Annotated in this window: 14 protein-coding genes; 10 read left to right on the top strand and 4 right to left on the bottom strand. The window is 41.5% G+C overall.

The genetic code is table 11. From position 1 onward, the window contains the following. Positions 1–19: 19 nt before the first annotated feature. Positions 20–3,961: a helix-turn-helix domain-containing protein gene (locus BACINT_RS20265; protein ID WP_007666671.1), complete on the bottom strand. Its 3,942-nt coding sequence runs from the start codon at positions 3,959–3,961 to the stop codon at positions 20–22. A 541-nt stretch (positions 3,962–4,502) separates the two neighbouring features. Here BACINT_RS20265 and BACINT_RS20260 point away from each other — a divergent pair. From BACINT_RS20260 to BACINT_RS20250, 3 genes are read left to right on the top strand one after another with little or no spacing between them, the layout of a single operon-like run. Beyond that, a complete protein-coding gene (locus tag BACINT_RS20260) occupies positions 4,503–4,985 on the top strand; it encodes an HU family DNA-binding protein (RefSeq protein ID WP_007666669.1) in 483 nt (160 codons plus the stop codon). A gap of 21 nt (positions 4,986–5,006) precedes the next feature. Continuing rightward, the gene (locus tag BACINT_RS20255) at positions 5,007–6,518 is read left to right on the top strand and encodes an NAD(P)H-hydrate dehydratase (protein ID WP_007666667.1); all 1,512 of its coding nucleotides are present in this window, start codon (positions 5,007–5,009) and stop codon (positions 6,516–6,518) included. Between the two features lie 11 nt (positions 6,519–6,529). Continuing rightward, positions 6,530–7,093: a YdeI/OmpD-associated family protein gene (locus BACINT_RS20250; protein WP_044155394.1), complete on the top strand. Its 564-nt coding sequence runs from the start codon at positions 6,530–6,532 to the stop codon at positions 7,091–7,093. A 4-nt stretch (positions 7,094–7,097) separates the two neighbouring features. Here the strand turns inward: BACINT_RS20250 and BACINT_RS20245 are convergent, their stop codons facing one another. Then, positions 7,098–7,784, bottom strand: coding sequence for a DUF5715 family protein (locus BACINT_RS20245; RefSeq protein WP_007666661.1), 687 nt, complete (start codon positions 7,782–7,784; stop codon positions 7,098–7,100). Positions 7,785–7,991: 207 nt separating this feature from the next. Here BACINT_RS20245 and truA point away from each other — a divergent pair, with 207 nt between their 5' ends. Continuing rightward, on the top strand, positions 7,992–8,753 hold the full coding sequence (truA, locus tag BACINT_RS20240; RefSeq protein ID WP_007666657.1) for a tRNA pseudouridine(38-40) synthase TruA: 762 nt from the start codon (positions 7,992–7,994) through the stop codon (positions 8,751–8,753). A 28-nt stretch (positions 8,754–8,781) separates the two neighbouring features. Then, positions 8,782–9,678, top strand: coding sequence for a DMT family transporter (locus BACINT_RS20235; protein ID WP_007666654.1), 897 nt, complete (start codon positions 8,782–8,784; stop codon positions 9,676–9,678). Between the two features lie 68 nt (positions 9,679–9,746). Here the strand turns inward: BACINT_RS20235 and BACINT_RS20230 are convergent, their stop codons facing one another. Together BACINT_RS20230 and BACINT_RS20225 are read right to left on the bottom strand one after the other, a co-directional pair. Next, positions 9,747–10,865 carry a helix-turn-helix domain-containing protein gene (locus BACINT_RS20230; protein ID WP_044155137.1) on the bottom strand — a complete coding sequence of 373 codons (1,119 nt, stop codon included), beginning with the start codon at positions 10,863–10,865 and terminating at the stop codon, positions 9,747–9,749. Positions 10,866–10,878: 13 nt separating this feature from the next. Then, positions 10,879–12,051: a helix-turn-helix domain-containing protein gene (locus BACINT_RS20225; protein ID WP_007666648.1), complete on the bottom strand. Its 1,173-nt coding sequence runs from the start codon at positions 12,049–12,051 to the stop codon at positions 10,879–10,881. Positions 12,052–12,459: 408 nt separating this feature from the next. Between BACINT_RS20225 and BACINT_RS20220 the strand changes: the two genes are divergently transcribed. The 5 genes from BACINT_RS20220 to BACINT_RS20200 all read left to right on the top strand — a co-directional run bounded on the left by BACINT_RS20220 (position 12,460) and on the right by BACINT_RS20200 (position 18,680). Then, complete coding sequence (locus BACINT_RS20220) at positions 12,460–13,059, top strand: DUF3575 domain-containing protein (protein ID WP_007666647.1); 600 nt, start codon at positions 12,460–12,462, stop codon at positions 13,057–13,059. Positions 13,060–13,070: 11 nt separating this feature from the next. Continuing rightward, positions 13,071–14,507 (top strand): DUF3868 domain-containing protein, encoded by a 1,437-nt coding sequence (locus tag BACINT_RS20215; protein ID WP_007666646.1) that lies wholly within the window; start codon positions 13,071–13,073, stop codon positions 14,505–14,507. A gap of 41 nt (positions 14,508–14,548) precedes the next feature. Next, positions 14,549–16,288, top strand: coding sequence for an Mfa1 family fimbria major subunit (locus BACINT_RS20210; protein ID WP_181982213.1), 1,740 nt, complete (start codon positions 14,549–14,551; stop codon positions 16,286–16,288). A gap of 200 nt (positions 16,289–16,488) precedes the next feature. Next, complete coding sequence (locus BACINT_RS20205) at positions 16,489–17,523, top strand: FimB/Mfa2 family fimbrial subunit (RefSeq protein ID WP_007666644.1); 1,035 nt, start codon at positions 16,489–16,491, stop codon at positions 17,521–17,523. 14 nt (positions 17,524–17,537) lie between these two features. Next, a complete protein-coding gene (locus BACINT_RS20200; RefSeq protein WP_044155134.1) occupies positions 17,538–18,680 on the top strand; it encodes a hypothetical protein in 1,143 nt (380 codons plus the stop codon). Position 18,681: the final 1 nt, after the last annotated feature.

Raw genomic sequence — 18,681 nt, 5'->3', positions numbered from 1 at the left:
CGGATGTCAAACTCTGTTTCTATACCTTTTTCTGAATAGAATATTGTTTCGGGGTCATACCAAACTCTTTCTTAAAGCTTTGTCCGAAATAGCGTTGATCTGAATATCCCACCATATAACATATTTCTGAGACAGGATGGGAAGTTTGTTTTAACAGCTCTGCGGCCCGTCGCATGCGCCTTTTTCTGATTAAATCACTTGGTGACAAATTCGTGATTTCCATAGCTCTTCGATATAAAGTAGAACGGCTTATGTTTAATAAACTAGCCAATTTATCAATATTAAACTCAACATCTGCTATGTTATCTTCTATAACGTTGATGATATTAGCAACGAATTTGTCGTCATCTGATGTGATAAGTACTTCTTTAGGATCTATAATCAACTCTTTCCGAATGTTCTCTTTGATTGCCGTACGTACATCAAGCAGCTGTCTTATTCTTGCATCCAGGCTAGCTACATTGAATGGTTTTGCAATAAACACATCAGCCCCTGCTTCATATGCTTTCTGCTCCGTTATTTCAGAAGAAAGTGAGGAAATGAAAATGACGGGTATTGCTGATAATATCTGGTATTCCTTCATTTTGCGACATAACTCAAATTTATAGTCGTCTTCTTTCACCACATCAAAAATAACTAGAGAAGGTATTTTGTCGAGTATGTGCTTTATGTCGGTAGCAGCTGTGTTTAGTGATATGTTAAACTTATTTTGAAAAACAGACTTTATGAAGAGGTCTATGTCCTTGTCTCCCTCATACAGATAAATCACTGGCAAAGTTTTATCCGAATCAATATTCAATTCATCCACAGTTCTATCTTTTTGAACAGTTACAGGTAATAACAGCGATACAGATTGTGCTTTATCCAATGTTTTCATTTCTCTTGCACTATAATGAGAGTCGCCTAATAGCAAGTCGAAAATATATTCCCTCATCCGGTTTCCTTCGATATTACGTATGGATAGTTCGCTATGATGCACTTTTAGATAATCGTATGCAATTAAAAAGCGAGTGTTTAACTCTTGTACATTAGACTCACCTTCTCCACTTCGGGATGCAATAATACTTACGTTCAGCCTGTAATCATGGGAGTCAAGCATATATTTCACCTCAACCCTACCATTATCTATTATATAGGAAATAGCATCTTCCATAATATTATATAGAGCTACTTCTATCTTAGTTATGTCTATGATAGTTGTAACAGAAGTCACGTTTCCTTCTATTGAATAAGTTACATGTTTGGTGGCAAACTCATCTAGAAATAAATTACAAATTCCTTGGATAACAGGAATAATATCTACTTTTGATAACTGTACATCATATTCTCCCAAGGATACTTTTTTGAACTCCATCAATTTCGATACTTGTTCCGACAATTTGAATACATTGCCTGACATCGTATGTAGCATACGCTTAACATCTGTATTTGTCAACTGGTCATAATTTTTTAGTAAATATTGCAGAGGCGCATAAATCAGAGTTAAGGGTACCTTAAAACCATATGACAAACGAGTGTAATAGTCTAATTTCCACTTAGATAAAGCATCCTTGTGCCGCAATTTAGAACCTAAATTAAAGTTTCGGACAACTAATAGTAAAATGCCTGCAACTATGCTTACATATAAGGAGTAGGCCCACCAAGTTCTCCATGGTGCCTTTTCTACCACAATCTCAATAGTCCGTATATTGTCCATCCAGATACCCGAAGCATTAGTTGATTTTACTTTAAAAGTGTATGTGCCGGGAGTTAAATTGGAATAAGAAGCGTTATTTCTTGATGCGTCTGTAATAATCCAGTCTTTATCAAAGTCCTCTAACATATAGGCATACTCTATTTTTAGCGGATCTTTATAATAGAGAGAGCTGAAAGACAAGGAAAATTGAGTATCTTTATACGATAGCACTAACTTGCCCGAATTATTGATCTCGTGCAAACGATTTTTCTTCTCATCGGAAAAATTCTCTTTATTCAGAAGTTTTATGCCGGATATATAGACATTATGCGGATAAGTGTCTGGTGTCAATTGAGTAGGATTAAAAAAGTTGAGTCCATTTACTCCTCCTATGAATATTTCTCCATTGCGGTTGACGCATGTTCCCAAAATATACCATGTCTTTACAATATCTTGATTTACATTCAACTCATAATAGACAATCAAATCTTCTAGATTGATCTTATAAATACCGTGTAAACTAACCGCCCATATATTCTCCATATTATCCTGTATAATAGCCCCAATATAGGAACTCTTTCTTGAATATGGGAATTCTAATCTGGTAAACTTATCTTGCTCAATGTTGTATCTATATAATCCGTTTGCTGTTCCGGCCCATATTCTTTTTTGATGGTCTATATATATTGCCGTTATCCACGATCCACCAAACATATTTCTAGGGTATAATTTTGTACTTATAACTTTCAAATCATCGTCCAGTTGTAGGCGATATAACCCATCATTGTCTGATGAAAGCCAAATGTTTCCATTGCTGTCCCTACAAATGGCTCTGTGTTTGCCTTTCACCTTTTCTGGATAGTCTAATCTGGTGAATTTGTCGGTTGAAGCATTGATACTACCAACCCCACCTTCGGAGAATGCAAGCCAGATATTATTGTAATAGTCCTTAAATATGGAACGTACATATCGCATTCCATATTGCTCTAATGCAACATTCAGTGGTTGATCGTCATAAAAAAGGCATCTTCCCGAATCGAAAAATTTGATTGCGTTTTTTGTGCTGATCAAGAAGGTTTGATCTTTGAATTTGGTGATGCACTGTATTTTGTTGCCAGCCATTATGTCATTTGTATTTCTCCGATCAACATATTGCGTAATAGTATAGTCATTTTTATTGTTCCACTTTATCTTATTAATTCCATTGGATGTGGCCAACCATAAATAATCATTGTCACAGTATATAGAAGAAATAATATTGCTGGATGGAACATTCTTTCCATTTTTACTATGCTTGATGGCATGAAAGTTGGAGGACTCATCATTGTATAAGTATACTCCCTCTAATGTACATATCCAAATTCTGGATTTCTTGTCTTTATAAATTTTATTAATAGTGTTTTTCAGTTCGCTATCTCCTGATTTATCTATTAATAATTTATTTTTCAAGACTGCCTTTCCGCTATGGTCATATTCGTATATGGAAATACCATATCCCCTGGTTCCCACCCACACTTGATTTGCGTATTCGAAGAAAGAGATAACTTCATGATTATAGGCAATATGCTTAAATCCCGATATTCCCACAGAATCCAAAGTATCTATGTTACTATATAATATTTCTTCGCCACGGCATATCCATAGTTTATTGCGGCTATCAATAAATAATTGAACAATTTTGTCTCCACTATATAAAGTGTTGCTCTTCGTTTTACCGTCATTTTCAATATGAATGATCACCAAACCGGATTCTGTACCCAATAAGGCTTCTTGATTGCCATAAATCACCATAGAGGTAATATGATTATTCAGTGATTCCTTATATATGGTTATTTTGTGGATGAAATTCCAGTTATAGTCAAAGAGGAAAACCTCTCTGTCTGTAGCTACAACTTGATAATCGCTGTTACACTGATAAGCTATAATATTTTTGGATTTCAATAATGGAGAACAAAGGTCACATTGGTTATTTATATAGTTGTAGGCATAAAGTCCTTCATTGGTTCCTATATACAATGTTGTTTTTCTGTGGCTTAAGAAATTAACATAACGGTCGCTTATCATTGAATGAATTAATGGCTGAAGAGAATAACCATCAAAAAGAAAAACGCCGTTATCCAAACCTAACCACATAAAGCCTAACGTATCTTGTTCAATAGAAGTAATTGTATTATAGAAAAAGTTTCCTTTAAAATCAAAAGACTTTATGTTTTGTGCCATTCCATAAAATGGGTAGGACAGCAAAATACGCAATAGTACTAAGATAACTTTACTAATATGTTTCATAGTATACTCAGCTAAAACTTTACATATAAGATAGTCGCCTTTATCACACCTATATCTCTTCAGGTTTCTACTAATATGCTATTTCCTATTAAGAAAACAAATCTACTAATTTATATTGTTTAATGTGCTATTTAGAATCTTAAAATGTAAAAAATGCATTTGGAGCTTGAAATAATTTAGGTTGTGATGTCTATTGAGTTATCCATGTATGGCGGGTGGTTTCCTAAAATTAATTAAGATTATCTGTCTCTATCAGTCTTGATGGTAAATTTTAGCCAGCTTGTTTCGGGACATGCAATATTTGCATGGAAAATACTATTGATTTTTTTAATTCTTTCTTGTTTATCTCTATTAAATAGTCTACCTTTGTTATAGTAATCCTGTTGCCAACACCCGGGTGTTAGTAGTGCTTACATGGGGATGTTGGTAGTGCCAACATGGGGGTGTCGGATCTTCCAACACCCGGGTGTTGGTAACACTGTTCTTTAATGAAGCGAGGACTATCTTATAAAGAGGTGATAACTATTAGTAAAACAAAGATATGGCAATACCTTATATTGTCCGTCGCAAGGCGGATGTATCGAGTGGAGAAAGAAAAGAATTGTGGTATGCCGTCGGCAAGAAATTGCAGAAGAAAGGCGGTAAAACGGAGCGGGACGTGGCACATCAGGTGGCGCAACGGACTGGTTTTCATCGGGGAGTGGTAGAAGCTGTTCTGGCCGCAACGGGTGAAATCATCGAAGAGGCGTTGAGTGACGGGCATTCTGTAACGTTGCGCGGCATCGGCTCATTTCAGACGGCGGTCACGAGCAAAGGGTTTGAACATCCGGAAGATGTGTTGCCGCATTCCGTGAGGCTGTCGCGTGTGTATTTCAAGGCAGACCACATGTTGACGTTGGCGGTGAAGCGTGCGGGATGCCATCGGATTCCGTTTAAGTATTATTTCCCGAAGGAACTGCTGACGAAGAAAATGGAACAGGCTGACAAGGAGGCGGAAAAAGAAGAAAATGGATTTAATGAATAATATTAGTTTGAAGATTTAGATATGAAAATATTTCCTACCCAAAGCATCAAAGAGTTGGATGCTTACACCATAGAGAATGAACCGATTGCTTCCATCGACCTGATGGAACGTGCCTCGCAGGCATTGGCAAAAGCTATTGCCGGACGTTGGGATGCAAAAACACCTTTTACGGTATTTGCCGGGCCGGGCAATAACGGGGGAGATGCATTGGCCGTTTCCCGTTTGCTGGCAAAGAAAGGCTATAAAGTCTCGGTTTATTTGTTTAATACCAAGGGAGAGCTTTCTCCCGATTGCGAGACGAATAAAGAACGACTTGCGGATGTGGAGAATGTAGATTTCCACGAAGTGACCTCACAATTTGTGCCGCCTGTGTTGACGGACGACCATGTGGTGGTTGACGGACTGTTCGGTAGCGGACTGAACAAGCCATTGAGCGGTGGTTTTGCTGCCGTGGTGAAGTATATCAATGCTTCGTCAGCGCGGGTGGTGGCCATTGATGTTCCCTCGGGCTTGATGGGAGAAGAGAATACATTCAATGTCCGTGCGAATATTGTCCGTGCGGATGTGACGCTAAGTCTGCAATTGCCGAAGTTGGCTTTTCTTTTTGCGGAAAATCAGGAGTTCGTGGGCGAATGGGAATTGCTGGACATCGGCCTGAGTGAAGATGCAATAGAGGAAACGGATACGGATTATTTCCTGCTGGAAGGGGAAGATATGGAGTATTTGTTGAAGACGCGCAATAAGTTTGCCCATAAGGGAGACTTCGGACGGGCTTTGCTTATTGCGGGTTCGCAAGGAATGGCGGGAGCTTCCATACTTGCCGCAAGAGCCTGCCTGCGTTCCGGAGTAGGATTGCTGACGATGCATGTGCCTTATTGCAACAATATGATTGTGCAGACTTCTGTTCCGGAAGCAATGACGGAACTGGACCCTAGTGATACCTGTTTTGCCTGTCCTACGGATACGGATGATTATCAGGCAGTGGGCATCGGTCCGGGTCTGGGAAAGGCGGAAGAAACCGAGGCGGCGGTACTGGAACAGATAGATGCTTGTCAGACACCTATGGTGGTGGATGCTGATGCACTGAATGTGTTGGCGGGACATCGCAATTATATCGGTCGTTTGCCGAAAGGCAGCATACTTACACCTCATCCCAAAGAGCTGGAACGTTTGGTAGGAAAATGTCAGGATTCTTATGAACGGCTGACGAAGGCACGTGAACTGGCACGGACGGCAGGGGTATATATTGTGTTGAAAGGTGCGTATTCTGCTATTATCACTCCGAAAGGGAAGTGCTATTTTAATACGACAGGCAATCCCGGTATGGCAACAGGAGGCAGTGGTGATGTGCTGACAGGCGTTGTGCTTGCGTTGTTAGCTCAGGGATATGCGCCGCAGGATGCTGCTTGTCTGGCTACGTATGTTCATGGCCTTGCCGGAGACATCGCTTGCAAGAAGCAGGGAATGATGGGAATGACGGCAGGGGACATTGTAAATTACTTGCCACTGGCGTGGAGGATGATGGAGGAATGAGGGGAGGTATTATGTCAACAGAGATAAGATATTTTGAAAACAGAGAAGATTGGCGAAAGTGGTTGACTGACAACTTTGAGACTGCCAGTGATATTTGGTTTGTATTTCCCGGTAAATCTTCGGGCGAAAAAGGTATTACTTACAACGATGCTGTTGAAGAAGCCCTTTGCTTCGAGTGGATTGACAGTACAATAAAGGCGCTTGACAAAGAACATAAAATTCAGCATTTCACGCCCAGAAACCCTAAAAGTACATACTCGCAAGCCAATAAAGAAAGGCTTAAGTGGCTGCTGGATAATAAAATGATACACCCTAAATTTGAAGATAAAATACGAAATGTTTTGTCTGTTCCTTTTGTTTTCCCCGATGATATAATTGACAGATTGAAAGAGGATAAGATCACATGGAAAAATTATCAACTTTTCTCTGATGCATATAAGCGTATCCGAATTGCATACATTGAAGCTGCAAGGAAACGGCCGGAAGAATTTGAAAAGCGATTAAACAACTTTATCAATAAAACGAAAGATAATAGAATAATAACGGGGTTTGGTGGAATTGGGAAATATTATTAATCTTTTATCCCTTTCCTCTCGTAGTAATGTGAAAACATCCTTGTTTCAATTCGTATTTGATATAACATTTCTCGGCTTTCCGCAGGTCTCGCAACACTTCTGAGAGAACGAGTTTCAGGGTATCTGCACTGACATCCTGCAAGGGGCGTCCGTCTTCATCTTCTATTTTCTGGAAACGTTTCCAGCTTACATCGAATGTTGTACCATAGAAGTGTGCAGAATTTGCGGAGGCATTTCCGTTGCGGCGGCGCAGGCGTTTCACATCATCCTGGGTGCGAAGTACGGAAGTCACGATGACTTTATTCGGATTCAGTCCTTTTGCCGTAAGCGAATCTAGGAAATTGCTGCCGATGGTATCGAGCAATTGTGCTGCACTCGGAATCAGATAAGGGATGGAGTGTGTGAGGGAATCCACCTTATATAAATCATTTGTTTCTATATGATGCAATTTCTCTTTCATGTTTTCTGCATCCTTGCGCGAAGCGATGGGGGCGATACCTATGGCTTGTGCAATATTTAAATGTGCTTCATTCAAGTCTCCGAAAGTCCGTCTGTAGCTGATTACCCCTTTGATGTTTCTCGGTTCATTCAACTTGAGGGACATATCTTTCTTTTTGCATCCGGCAAGGGAAGTGCTGGTGATGATTATTGCTAAAAATAAGAGTGGAAGTTTACTGTATACTTGTTGCATATTGTTTGGAATTGTTTTTATGTGGGCACAAAAGTATAAAAAAGAAAAGAGAGTTCTTCTCTATTTGCTTGTCATTTTTCCGCTTTATAATATCTTTGCTTGAAAGCGAAGATAGGCTGCACCTCAGCATTAAAAATAAGCAAGCTTATTTTGTACAGCTTTGGGTTTGCACTATCTTTGCAGCCGAAAAAATGAAAGCAAAAGAGTATGCAACGGTATTTTATCTATTTAGCTTACGACGGAACCGCTTACCACGGCTGGCAAATACAACCCAACGGAGACAGTGTACAAGAGTGTCTGATGCGCGCACTTGCCACATTGATGCGCCGTGAAGTAGAGGTTATCGGTGCCGGACGTACCGATGCCGGTGTGCATGCTTCCCTGATGGTAGCCCACTTTGATAGTGATGAACCATTGGATACTGTCTTTTTTACCGACAAGTTGAATCGCCTTCTGCCACCGGACATCTCTATCTACCGTATCCGTGCAGTGAAGCCCGATGCGCATGCCCGTTTTGATGCAACAGCCCGCATGTATAAATACTACGTGACTACGGTAAAGTCTCCCTTTAATCGTCAATATCGTTGCCGTCTTTTCCAAGCGCCGGACTTTGAGCGAATGAACGAAGCTGCCCGTATTTTGTTTGATTATACGGACTTCACCAGTTTCAGCAAGCTGCATACGGACGTAAAAACGAACAATTGCCGCATTATGCATGCCGCTTGGACGCAGGTAGATGATGTAACCTGGGTATTTACCATTCAGGCGGACCGTTTCCTGCGCAATATGGTTCGTGCAGTTGTCGGTACTCTGCTTGAAGTAGGCCGTGGCAAGCTCACCGTTGAAGGCTTCCGGCGTGTCATCGAACAGAAAGACCGTTGCAAGGCTGGTACTTCCGTTCCGGGTAATGCCTTGTTTTTGGTAGATGTCACATATCCCGAGGAATTATTCATCGCAGATAATAACTGAATAACTAACAATTAATTAACTAAGAACCATGTGGTTATTACTCGCCTTTCTCTCAGCTGCCTTGCTGGGGTTTTATGATGCATTTAAGAAGAAATCATTGCGTGACAATGCTGTGCTTCCCGTTCTGTTTCTGAACACAGTGTTTTCCAGTATGGTATTTCTTCCTTTCATATTGATTTCCGCTTTTACTCCGGTCCTTAACGGAACAATGTTTGATGTGCCTGTAGTAGGTTGGGAAGTACATAAGTTTATAATTATCAAGTCCTTTATCGTTCTTTCATCTTGGATATTCGGCTATTTCGGTATGAAACATTTGCCGTTGACTATTGTAGGACCGATTAATGCCACCCGCCCTGTAATGGTACTCGTGGGGGCCATGCTGATATTCGGTGAACGTCTGAACCTGTATCAATGGATCGGAGTCATGCTTGCCATACTTTCTTTCTTTATGCTGAGCCGTTCCGGCAAGAAAGAGGGCATCGACTTCAAGCATAACAAATGGATTTATTTCATTGTGCTTGCCGCCATCACCGGTGCTATCAGCGGACTGTATGACAAGTATCTGATGAAGCAATTCAATCCTATGGTTGTACAATCGTGGTACAATGTTTATCAGGTATTTATCATGTGCCCCATCATCCTTTTGCTATGGTATCCCAAACGAAAAGAAAGTACTCCTTTCCGTTGGGACTGGACTATCATCCTGATATCCGTCTTCCTTAGTGCGGCTGACTTTGCCTACTTTTATGCCCTGAGCTATGAAGACTCCATGATTTCCATCGTTTCTATGGTACGCCGCGGCAGTGTGGTTGTCTCCTTCCTTTTCGGAGCTCTCTTCTTCCGTGAAAAGAATTTAAAGAGTAAGGCTGTCGATCTCATATTAGTATTGATTGGAATGTTCTTCCTGTATTTAGGAAGTAAATAAGTTGAATACAGATGATTAGTTTCTATATCCCTGTATTCGTGTATCTTACTGGTTGTTTAAATTTTCTTTTAATCAATGGAAACGGGATCGTTCTTTGCCATTTTTTTTGCTCGGAAATAACTGCGATAATTACTGAATCCAGCATGAATGACAATTTCCGTCGAGGATATTTTTTGCTTTCTTTGTATAGCCTCTGACTGTAGTCTTTCTACTTCCTTTAGTCGGTAATTGTTGATAAAACGATTGAAATTCATACCATATTCCCGGTTGATGAAAGCAGATATATAAGTCCTGTTTGAAAAAAGATCCTTGGCCATATCGGTTATTTTGAATTCCGGATTTAGATAAGGTTTTTCATTCTCTAAATACTTTTCAACCCGCTGGCGTTCCAGTTGCGCATAGTTTCCGGACGTGGTCATTTCCTTTTCTTTGGCGGTAATAGGTTCGATGATCACATAATTCTCCGAAAGAATGTTCAGGCACAACACAATCTGAGTAAAGACTGCTGGTAATGTTGTGAATGTCCAGATAACCCCCAATTTATTGAATAGTTCGATGCCCAATATTAATCCGGCTATCGGTAAGGTTTGCAACAGGACCCTGAAGATGATGATAAAGGACAACCAATCCAGCGACATTCGGTAGATATCAGCGGAATAATTGGTAACTTGACGTTTGTACGATTTTATGCGGAGCAGGCTCAACCCGGAATATAAAATACTCAGCAAAATACAGATGATATACGTGCTGTCAATAATTGCGCTTGTCAGGCTTACCCCGTTGTCATAAATGGCATTCCATCGTTGCTGGAACGGTACTGTAAAGGCAATCACGTGGATAGTTACGGTCAAACATGCTGGAAGGATGAAATGGTATGTGGGGAAATGCTTTCGATCGCCTACTCCTGTAATAATATAGGTGATCATGTACAGGAATATGGGAATAAAACTAAACGAGGAAAAGCAAACAGGCAAGTATGCTATGAAAGCGTCACGGGCGATGGAATACATTACCAGTCCGCTCCAGTACAGTATTATTAGACAGTATACAGTGATTATGCTGTAATGTATTTTTCGGTTGACCGTATTGGAAGAGCGGGTTATGTCGAGCGAAATCATAATCAAGCTGACCGCAGCACTTACTGCAGGTATTGAAAAAACTATAGCACGTCCGATATCTTGATTCATCCTTTTGGTTTATTTATGGTTCTTTGTGAGTCTGTTCTTTATATATATTTTCCAGTTGAATCGCACGCTGGAAATGTCTGGAATCTTTAAATCCCGCCATGGCCATTACCTGATACGGATTTTTACCTTTGTTTGAAGGATGCACTATCAGTGCCTGATACTCTTTGATCCGGCACAGGTTTAGATAACGCCTGAAATTCATACCATACGTTTGATTGATAAAGTTGGACATGACGGTACGGTTTACACCCATTATCTCGGCCATGTCAGTCAGTTTGAAATCGGGATTGAGGTATGGCTTTTGTTGAGACAAATAGTTTTCGAACACCTTCTTGTTCAATAGTCCGTGCGTATTATTCGGCGCAGGTTGCTGTTGGGTGGTCGGGCTGCTGTTCTCGGTTTTCTTTTCGTTGGCTGGAAACAAATCAGATATTTTGTAAGAGAGATATTGCCTGCGGATGATTTGGTATGTAAGCAATATCTCTTGAGCCATAATGCATAATGCGTTCAGCCGGATAAGCCATTGGCTTGGACCAACCAACGAAGACAAAAAAGCGATTAGCAATATAGCGATGGAAAGTATGAAAAACACGATGAGCCAACGCGATGATTTTATACTGAGATATTTTCGATCTGTATCGGTTTTTTGAAGTACTGTTCGCTTGTAATGCCGCAATAACAATAGTCCGGTTGGAACAATATAGACTACCGCTGTGATAAACCGCACTAAAAAGTCGGATATGAAAAGCGCCGTATATTCTTCGAACAACGATAAGCCGGTAAAAAGCTCTCCCTTGGGAGGCGATATCCAGGTTGCCACTATCAGGATAATTACCAATGTAGGGACTGGCCAAAGGTAATTCAGTATGGGAAAGTTTCTTTTATCCTCAAAATAAGTCAGATTATAAACAATGTTGTAGAACAATATGGGAGTATAGATATACGACAAGGCAAAAGGTATATCGACCGGAAGGAATATCGGCTCATCAGAGACAGTATGCCATAAAGCAGATGACCACCATATGGCTATCAGGATACAATAAATGCTCACGATCCACCTTAATTTCCTTTCGGCTAGATTGCGATAATTCCATGTCAATAATAAGGTAAAGACCGAGCATATGGCCGAACAAAATATTGGTAAAATATAGGTCATCAAGTTGCTGTATGTGACAAATGCTCCCATATTAATCGAATTCAAATTATTCTTTTCGAGTGTGTATTTCCACTGGCTTTTTCCGGTACACTAAAATTGTTTGGGTAGACAGTGATATACACATCGACATTGTAATATACAAAGATAGCCTAATTTACTGCATTTATAGGTATTGCAACTGTTAATAATGGCTCCGTACACTTAAAAAATGACTCTGGATTTGATGATTTGACATGTCCGATACAAAATTGCAGTTTGCGTATAATGTCCATTACGATTTTGCCAATATGATTTATACGTTTTGGCATGATGCGATAACAAATACATTGTTCCTTTGTGCGGAAAGAAAGCGAGGTACCGTGGCTGGTCTCTTGAAATTACCTATATAAGGAAAGACTGTAAAATTTGGAATGTAATAATTAACTATAGCCATAAAATATGAACAATAGAATTATGAAACGGATATTTGTTTTGCTGGTAGTTACCATTACCGGCATGACGCAGAGTGTCAAGTCTCAGAACGTGGCTGTCAAAAGTAATGTTCTGGCGGATGCTTTCTTGAATCCGAATTTGGGAATAGAAATAGGACTCGCCTCTAAATGGACTTTAGATGTTACGGGACAGTTCAATGCATGGATGCTTTCGCACAATCGCCACTGGAAACATTGGGCTATTCAACCTGAAGTCAGATACTGGTTCTGCGATCGCTTCTCGGGGCACTTTGTAGGTACTCACATTCATGGAGGACAGTATAACATCGGAGGTTTTGACGGAAAAATCAATTTCCTTGGTACGGATGCTCGTAAACTAAAGGATACCCGTTACCAGGGATGGTTTGTTGGCGCGGGTATCGCTTATGGCTATGCGTGGATATTGGGGAGGCATTGGAATCTTGAGGCGGAAATTGGTTTTGGTTATTCCTATACACGCTATGACCGCTTCCAGTGTTTAGGATGCGGTAAGAGGATAGAAACGGACAAACCACACCATTATGTGGGACCGACGAAAGCGGCAATCAACCTTGTTTATGTATTTTAATCGTGTACAAGATGAAAAAGATATTATATATCCTAGTAGCCCTTTGGGGCATGGTTGTGGTAGCGGAAGCACAGATCGCAATCGATATGCGGAAACAGGACATCGTGGATGGTGTTTCCGTGGAAAATCTTAAAATGGAACGTAATGGAGGGTACATTGCCATAGACATGCTTTGGGATTTGTCAGGGCTTGATGTGGATGAAAATCGTGCTGTACTTCTTACGCCATGGTTAGTTAATGATAACGACTCGCTTGCCCTGCAATCGGTAGGGGTTTACGGCAGACAGCGTTATTACTTCTATGTACGTAATGGAGAGAGCATGTTATCAGGTAAAGATGAAAAGAGTTATAAAGTCTCGAAGAAGCCTGATACCATTGAATACCACAATTTAGTACCGTATGCAGAATGGATGAACGGCTCCGTGTTGTTGCTACATCGTAGCGACTATGGATGTTGCAATACTTTATTGGCAGAACAGGTCGGTATGCTTGGACGATACACAGAGGCGTTTTTCCCTGAACTGGTATATGTACGTCCGCAAGGGCAGATTGAAAAAAGGGATTCGCTCGAAGGCTCAGCATTCATCGACTTTCCGGTGGATCAAACGATGATTTATCCGGACTATCGACGCAACACCGCCGAACTTGGGAAAATACAGTCATCAATTGACTCCGTGCGAAACGATACGGACATAACTATCACTTCAGTATGGCTGAAAGGTTATGCTTCGCCTGAAGGTTCTTATGCGCATAACAAAGAGTTGGCTATCGGGCGTACTGCCGCATTGAAGAGATACATACAGCAACTTTACCGGTTTGAAGGCGATGTAATAACGACCGATTACGAACCGGAGGATTGGGCAGGATTGCGTTACTACGTGGAACGGTCGAACCTTGCACATCGTGCGGAAATAGTCACTTTGATAGACGGTAATTTGGAGCCGGATGCCAAAGAGTGGAAAATAAAACGTGATTATCCGATGGAATACAGTTTCCTGTTACAGAACTGTTATCCTGCGTTACGCCACACTGACTATCGCATAGCCTATACTATCCGCAGTTACAGCGATGTGGAGGAGATAAAACGAATCATGTGTGGGCGACCGCAAAAACTGGATCTGAATGAGTTCTATCTCGCTGCACAAGAGTATGAACCCGGTACGGATGAGTTCACTGAGGTATTCGAGACAGCGGTACGCATGTTTCCGGATGACACTATTGCTAACCTGAATGCTGCCAACGCTGCCATGCGCCGCGGTGACCTCACAAGCGCGAAGCGTTATCTTGCCAAGGCAGATGATTCGCCCGAGGCTGTTTATGCACGGGGAGCACTGGCCATCCGGCAAAAGGATTACGACAGTGCCCGACGTTACTTGAACGAGGCGAAATCGCTCGGATTAGAACAGGCTGGCATTACGCTTGAGCAACTTGAAAAAGGAAGACGTTAACGAGAAAATATATTATTAACAAAATTAGATTACAAAAAATGATGAAGATGAATAAATTATTTTTGGGTTTGTTCGTGTGTACCGCATTGTGTGCATGTTCGAATGATGAATTAGGAGTTATTCCGGATGATACACCGAATGTTTTCGCAGGAAGTGAGGCGTATATTAATGTCCGCCTTGCTGATGCAGGTTCTCTTACAAGAGCGCAAGAAGGTGACTTTGAGTACGGAACAAACGAGCAGTCCGTAAAAAATGCCTACTTCTATTTTTATGATGCAGATGGTGTATTTGTGACACAAGGTGATGTTTGGACGAATGGTAACGCCTCGGTAACCACCCCTGCCGGAAACATTGAATTTACAAGTAATAACGTTGTGGTACTGAAGGGAATGGACAAGAAGAACTATCCTAAGTATATGGTAGCGGTGCTCAACAAACCGAATGATTTCGTGTATGGGGAAACGCTTGACGAAATGCAGACAGTGCTTGCGGATAATAATGCGGAAGGTATTTATTATCCGGAAACAATCAATAACAGTACTATCAATTACTTTACCATGAGCACTACAAGCTACACCGACACCAATCGGGCAAAGTATTTCGTAACAGAAGTTAAAGAGGAAAATTTTTCTCTTGAGCCGATGACGGATGTGAGTGCGATTACTAATACGGTGACCGTATATGTAGAGCGTCTGGCGGCCAAGGTAACTTTGAATGTGTCCGGTGAACTCGAAAAGGATGAAAATGGGCGTTATCCGATAAAAGTCACTGTGGCAGGTGAAGACAACTCAGCCGGAAGCGATAATATCGCTTCGGAAGACCTTTATGTGGAATTGCTCGGATGGAAATTGAATGCTACAGCGAAGAAATCGCACATGGTCAAGAACATAGATATTGCTTGGGCAGATAATGACTTGGGCTTTATGTGGAATAGAACAATCGATTACCGTAGCCACTGGGGTAAGTCATTCAACTACGGTTTTTCTGGCTATCCTGAAAATGCGGCAGCGGTTTCTGACAATTCCGAATATCTGAACTATGTCGACTTGGAGGATGGCTTAACTGAATTGGGAACTTCTGCCTATTGTGCAGAGAACACCAATACAAGTGCCATTGTTACTACTAATTTTTCTTCTGCCGTTACGAGTATCCTGTTAAAAGCCAAGGTTTGCGATGTAAACGGAAATGCACTTGACCTCGTACGTTACAATGGTGTGCTTTTCAAACAAGACTCCTTCCTCGAATACGTGCTCAGCATACTGCAGACAAAAAATCAACTGAACGTGTGGTATGAAGATGGTCAAGATGATAAAGGCAACACAAAATATACTCAGATTGGTAAAGAGTATGTGAAGTTGGAGAATGTGGGCGATGGGAAAGTGAAAGTGGTATTTACGAATGAGAATGGAGCCTCATTATATACAGGAGACGGCTCCGCTTACTCAGAACAAATCATTACCACTCTTAATGATAATTTGGCCACTGCTTCCGCAGATGCTACCGCTTATAACGGTGGATTGATGTACTACAACATTCCCATTGAGCACCTCAACAATGGCGCTATTACGGAAAATGGAATTATTCCGGAAGCCAAATATGGCGTGGTGCGTAATCACCACTACGTAGTTACCGTTGACAAATTAGAGAAGATAGGTAAGGGAATTTTTGATGGAGACGAAAAAATTGTTCCCGGTGACGATCCGGATGGTGACATTTATTACGTTGGGGCAAAAATTAATATCCTATCTTGGAAGATTGTTAGCCAAGATGTTGAACTTTAATTCTTTATGAAAAAAACGTTGTCTTTCTAAACAACCATTCCATGAGGGACTTCCACATGGAATGGTTTTAGAAAAGCACTTCCGTTCCGGTGCAAAGAGAGGACGGAACCGGAAAAGGTATATTTGCCATTTCCCATCGAAAATGAAAATTCTCTGCGGTATTTTCCGCAGCATATATAAAATATAACAATTTAAGTCAAATGGATATACGCTCTTACATAAGAAAAACAATCGGAAAGTTACTGGCAGTTATCGCTTGGACTCCGATTCTATATGCCTGCGACGGCTTAATCTATGACGGTGAGGGTGACTGCTCAGTGAATTACCGTGTGAAGTTCTGTTATGATTACAACATGAAGTTTGCCGATGCTTTTGCTCACGAGGTGAATGTCGTGACACTTTACCTGCTTGATGTCGATGGTAGGGTGGTTTGGCAACGTACTGAACAAGGAGAAGCCCTTGCAGCCGATGGCTATGCCATGACTGTAGATGTAGAACCGGGCGAATACGACTTACTTGTTTGGTGTGGTACTACTAACAAAGGTTCTTTCTCGATACCCGAAACAACTGCTGGTAAGGAACTGACCTGTACGCTTGGGAGACAACGTGATATCGGGAACCAAGCATTCGTTACCGAAGATCTTGACCGCTTATTCTATGGGTGGCTTCCGAAACAGACGTTCGGTAAAACCGAAGGTACGTACACTTATACTGTACCGTTGGTAAAGAACACCAACAATGTGCGAGTGGTGTTACAGCACCTTTCGGGAGAGGCTGTGGACAAAGACAAGTTTGTCTTCACCATCACCGACACTAACGGAAGTATGGACTGGGACAACACGTTGTTGCCCGATGAACTGGTGACTTTCTACGCATGGCACACCGACGCCGGGGAAGTTGGTATGGACACCCGCTCCGAAGCTGTCCGATCCACATCTCGCGCCGCCTTCAGTGCGGCTATAGCCGAACTGACTGTGCCGCGTCTTGTGAAAGGGCAGGAGACACGGCTCACCGTGTCCAATAAAGAAACGGGAAAAACGGTTTTCTCCATCCCTCTTATCGACTATGCTTTACTAGTGAAGGGCTTCTATCACCGAAATATGGACGATCAGGAGTATCTCGACAGGCAGGACATGCATGACATGGTGTTCTTCCTCGATGAAGATGATCACTGGCTCGATACCTATATTTATATCAATTCTTGGAAAGTTGTACTGCAAAACAGTGAACTGTGATAGGAGGAATGCGAATGAAGAATGTAGTACGATATATTGTCACGGGGATTCTGGCACTTTTTGTGTTGTGGGGTACCTCGTGTAGCCATGACACGGAGAACTTCAGCCTATCCGATAGGGGAACAGCTCTTAGTATCGGTTTCAGATTACCTATAAGGAGTTTGGAGACCGATGAAGGTTATGAGGTTGGAGAAACCTATGAGAACTACATAGATGTAGAGAACAATAACTACAGGATTTATTTCTTTACCTCCGATAATAAGTTCATCGCCCGTTTTGAACCGGATGGCTTCGTGGTGACTGAAGGAAGCGATTACAGGGATTATAGTGTGCTTGGCAAAGCGCCTACATCTTTGGTTAATCATAAAAATTTCAAGATGGTTGTGCTTGCCAATTGGCCGCAGTATGGTGACGATACAATGCAGGCTGGAGAAACGTTACTTGCGGATGTCTGCGACGCCGAATGGGGGCAGTTTGGCAGTTTTTCTTCTTTCGAGTTGGGACCGGAACGACTAGTTCCTTTTTATGGTGTTCACGAATACAATAATATAGAATTTAAGGTTGGAGAGGTTACATTGCTGCCTGAGCCTGTCACTTTGCTCCGTGCAGTGGCAAAGGTAGAGGTGATACTTAAGACGGACGAACATTTTGATTTATCGTTTAGTGAGGTGAAGATTCATCGCTATAATAAAAAGGGATATTGTGCTCCGAAAGATGTTTTTTCGCAGGACGATTACGATCATAGTGGTGAGTGGAACAGCGATTACGTTAGTGGTTTACACCTTGTGGAAGATGGTAACGATGTGGAAGAAAAAATACAAGATTTCCGCTTTGCAAGCCAATGGATGGATACTGGCGGAAATAAATATGAGAAATGGATTGCCTACCTGTCCGAATACCGGAACATCGATGCGGGCGACAAATACTCGTGTATTGAAGTAAGGTTCGATGCTCAGACTGATGAGGACGAACCGCATAGGGTTTATTTCGCAAATTATGACGAGAGCGGAAAGACGGATAGCAACGACAATGCCAAGCGTTTCAACATTGCCCGCAACAATCTTTACCGTTTCACTATTACTGTCCGAGATAGCAGACTCATGGTGAACGTGCAAGAATGGAAATATGCTTATGATAACGAATATACTTTTGACTGAT

The sequence above is a fragment of the Bacteroides intestinalis DSM 17393 genome (genome assembly GCF_000172175.1).
Lineage (GTDB): Bacteria > Bacteroidota > Bacteroidia > Bacteroidales > Bacteroidaceae > Bacteroides > Bacteroides intestinalis.
Note: the sequence above shows the minus strand (reverse complement) of the source record. Positions and strands in the feature narration are given on the sequence as shown.

Bases quoted from the DNA above. Each gene is read 5' to 3' on its own strand.
- BACINT_RS20265 (WP_007666671.1), bottom strand. From the start codon at position 3,961: ATGAAACATATTAGTAAAGTTATCTTAGTACTATTGCGTATTTTGCTG.
- BACINT_RS20260 (WP_007666669.1), top strand. From the start codon at position 4,503: ATGGCAATACCTTATATTGTCCGTCGCAAGGCGGATGTATCGAGTGGA.
- BACINT_RS20255 (WP_007666667.1), top strand. From the start codon at position 5,007: ATGAAAATATTTCCTACCCAAAGCATCAAAGAGTTGGATGCTTACACC.
- BACINT_RS20250 (WP_044155394.1), top strand. From the start codon at position 6,530: ATGTCAACAGAGATAAGATATTTTGAAAACAGAGAAGATTGGCGAAAG.
- BACINT_RS20245 (WP_007666661.1), bottom strand. From the start codon at position 7,784: ATGCAACAAGTATACAGTAAACTTCCACTCTTATTTTTAGCAATAATC.
- truA (WP_007666657.1), top strand. From the start codon at position 7,992: ATGCAACGGTATTTTATCTATTTAGCTTACGACGGAACCGCTTACCAC.
- BACINT_RS20235 (WP_007666654.1), top strand. From the start codon at position 8,782: ATGTGGTTATTACTCGCCTTTCTCTCAGCTGCCTTGCTGGGGTTTTAT.
- BACINT_RS20230 (WP_044155137.1), bottom strand. From the start codon at position 10,865: ATGAATCAAGATATCGGACGTGCTATAGTTTTTTCAATACCTGCAGTA.
- BACINT_RS20225 (WP_007666648.1), bottom strand. From the start codon at position 12,051: ATGGGAGCATTTGTCACATACAGCAACTTGATGACCTATATTTTACCA.
- BACINT_RS20220 (WP_007666647.1), top strand. From the start codon at position 12,460: ATGAACAATAGAATTATGAAACGGATATTTGTTTTGCTGGTAGTTACC.
- BACINT_RS20215 (WP_007666646.1), top strand. From the start codon at position 13,071: ATGAAAAAGATATTATATATCCTAGTAGCCCTTTGGGGCATGGTTGTG.
- BACINT_RS20210 (WP_181982213.1), top strand. From the start codon at position 14,549: ATGAAGATGAATAAATTATTTTTGGGTTTGTTCGTGTGTACCGCATTG.
- BACINT_RS20205 (WP_007666644.1), top strand. From the start codon at position 16,489: ATGGATATACGCTCTTACATAAGAAAAACAATCGGAAAGTTACTGGCA.
- BACINT_RS20200 (WP_044155134.1), top strand. From the start codon at position 17,538: ATGAAGAATGTAGTACGATATATTGTCACGGGGATTCTGGCACTTTTT.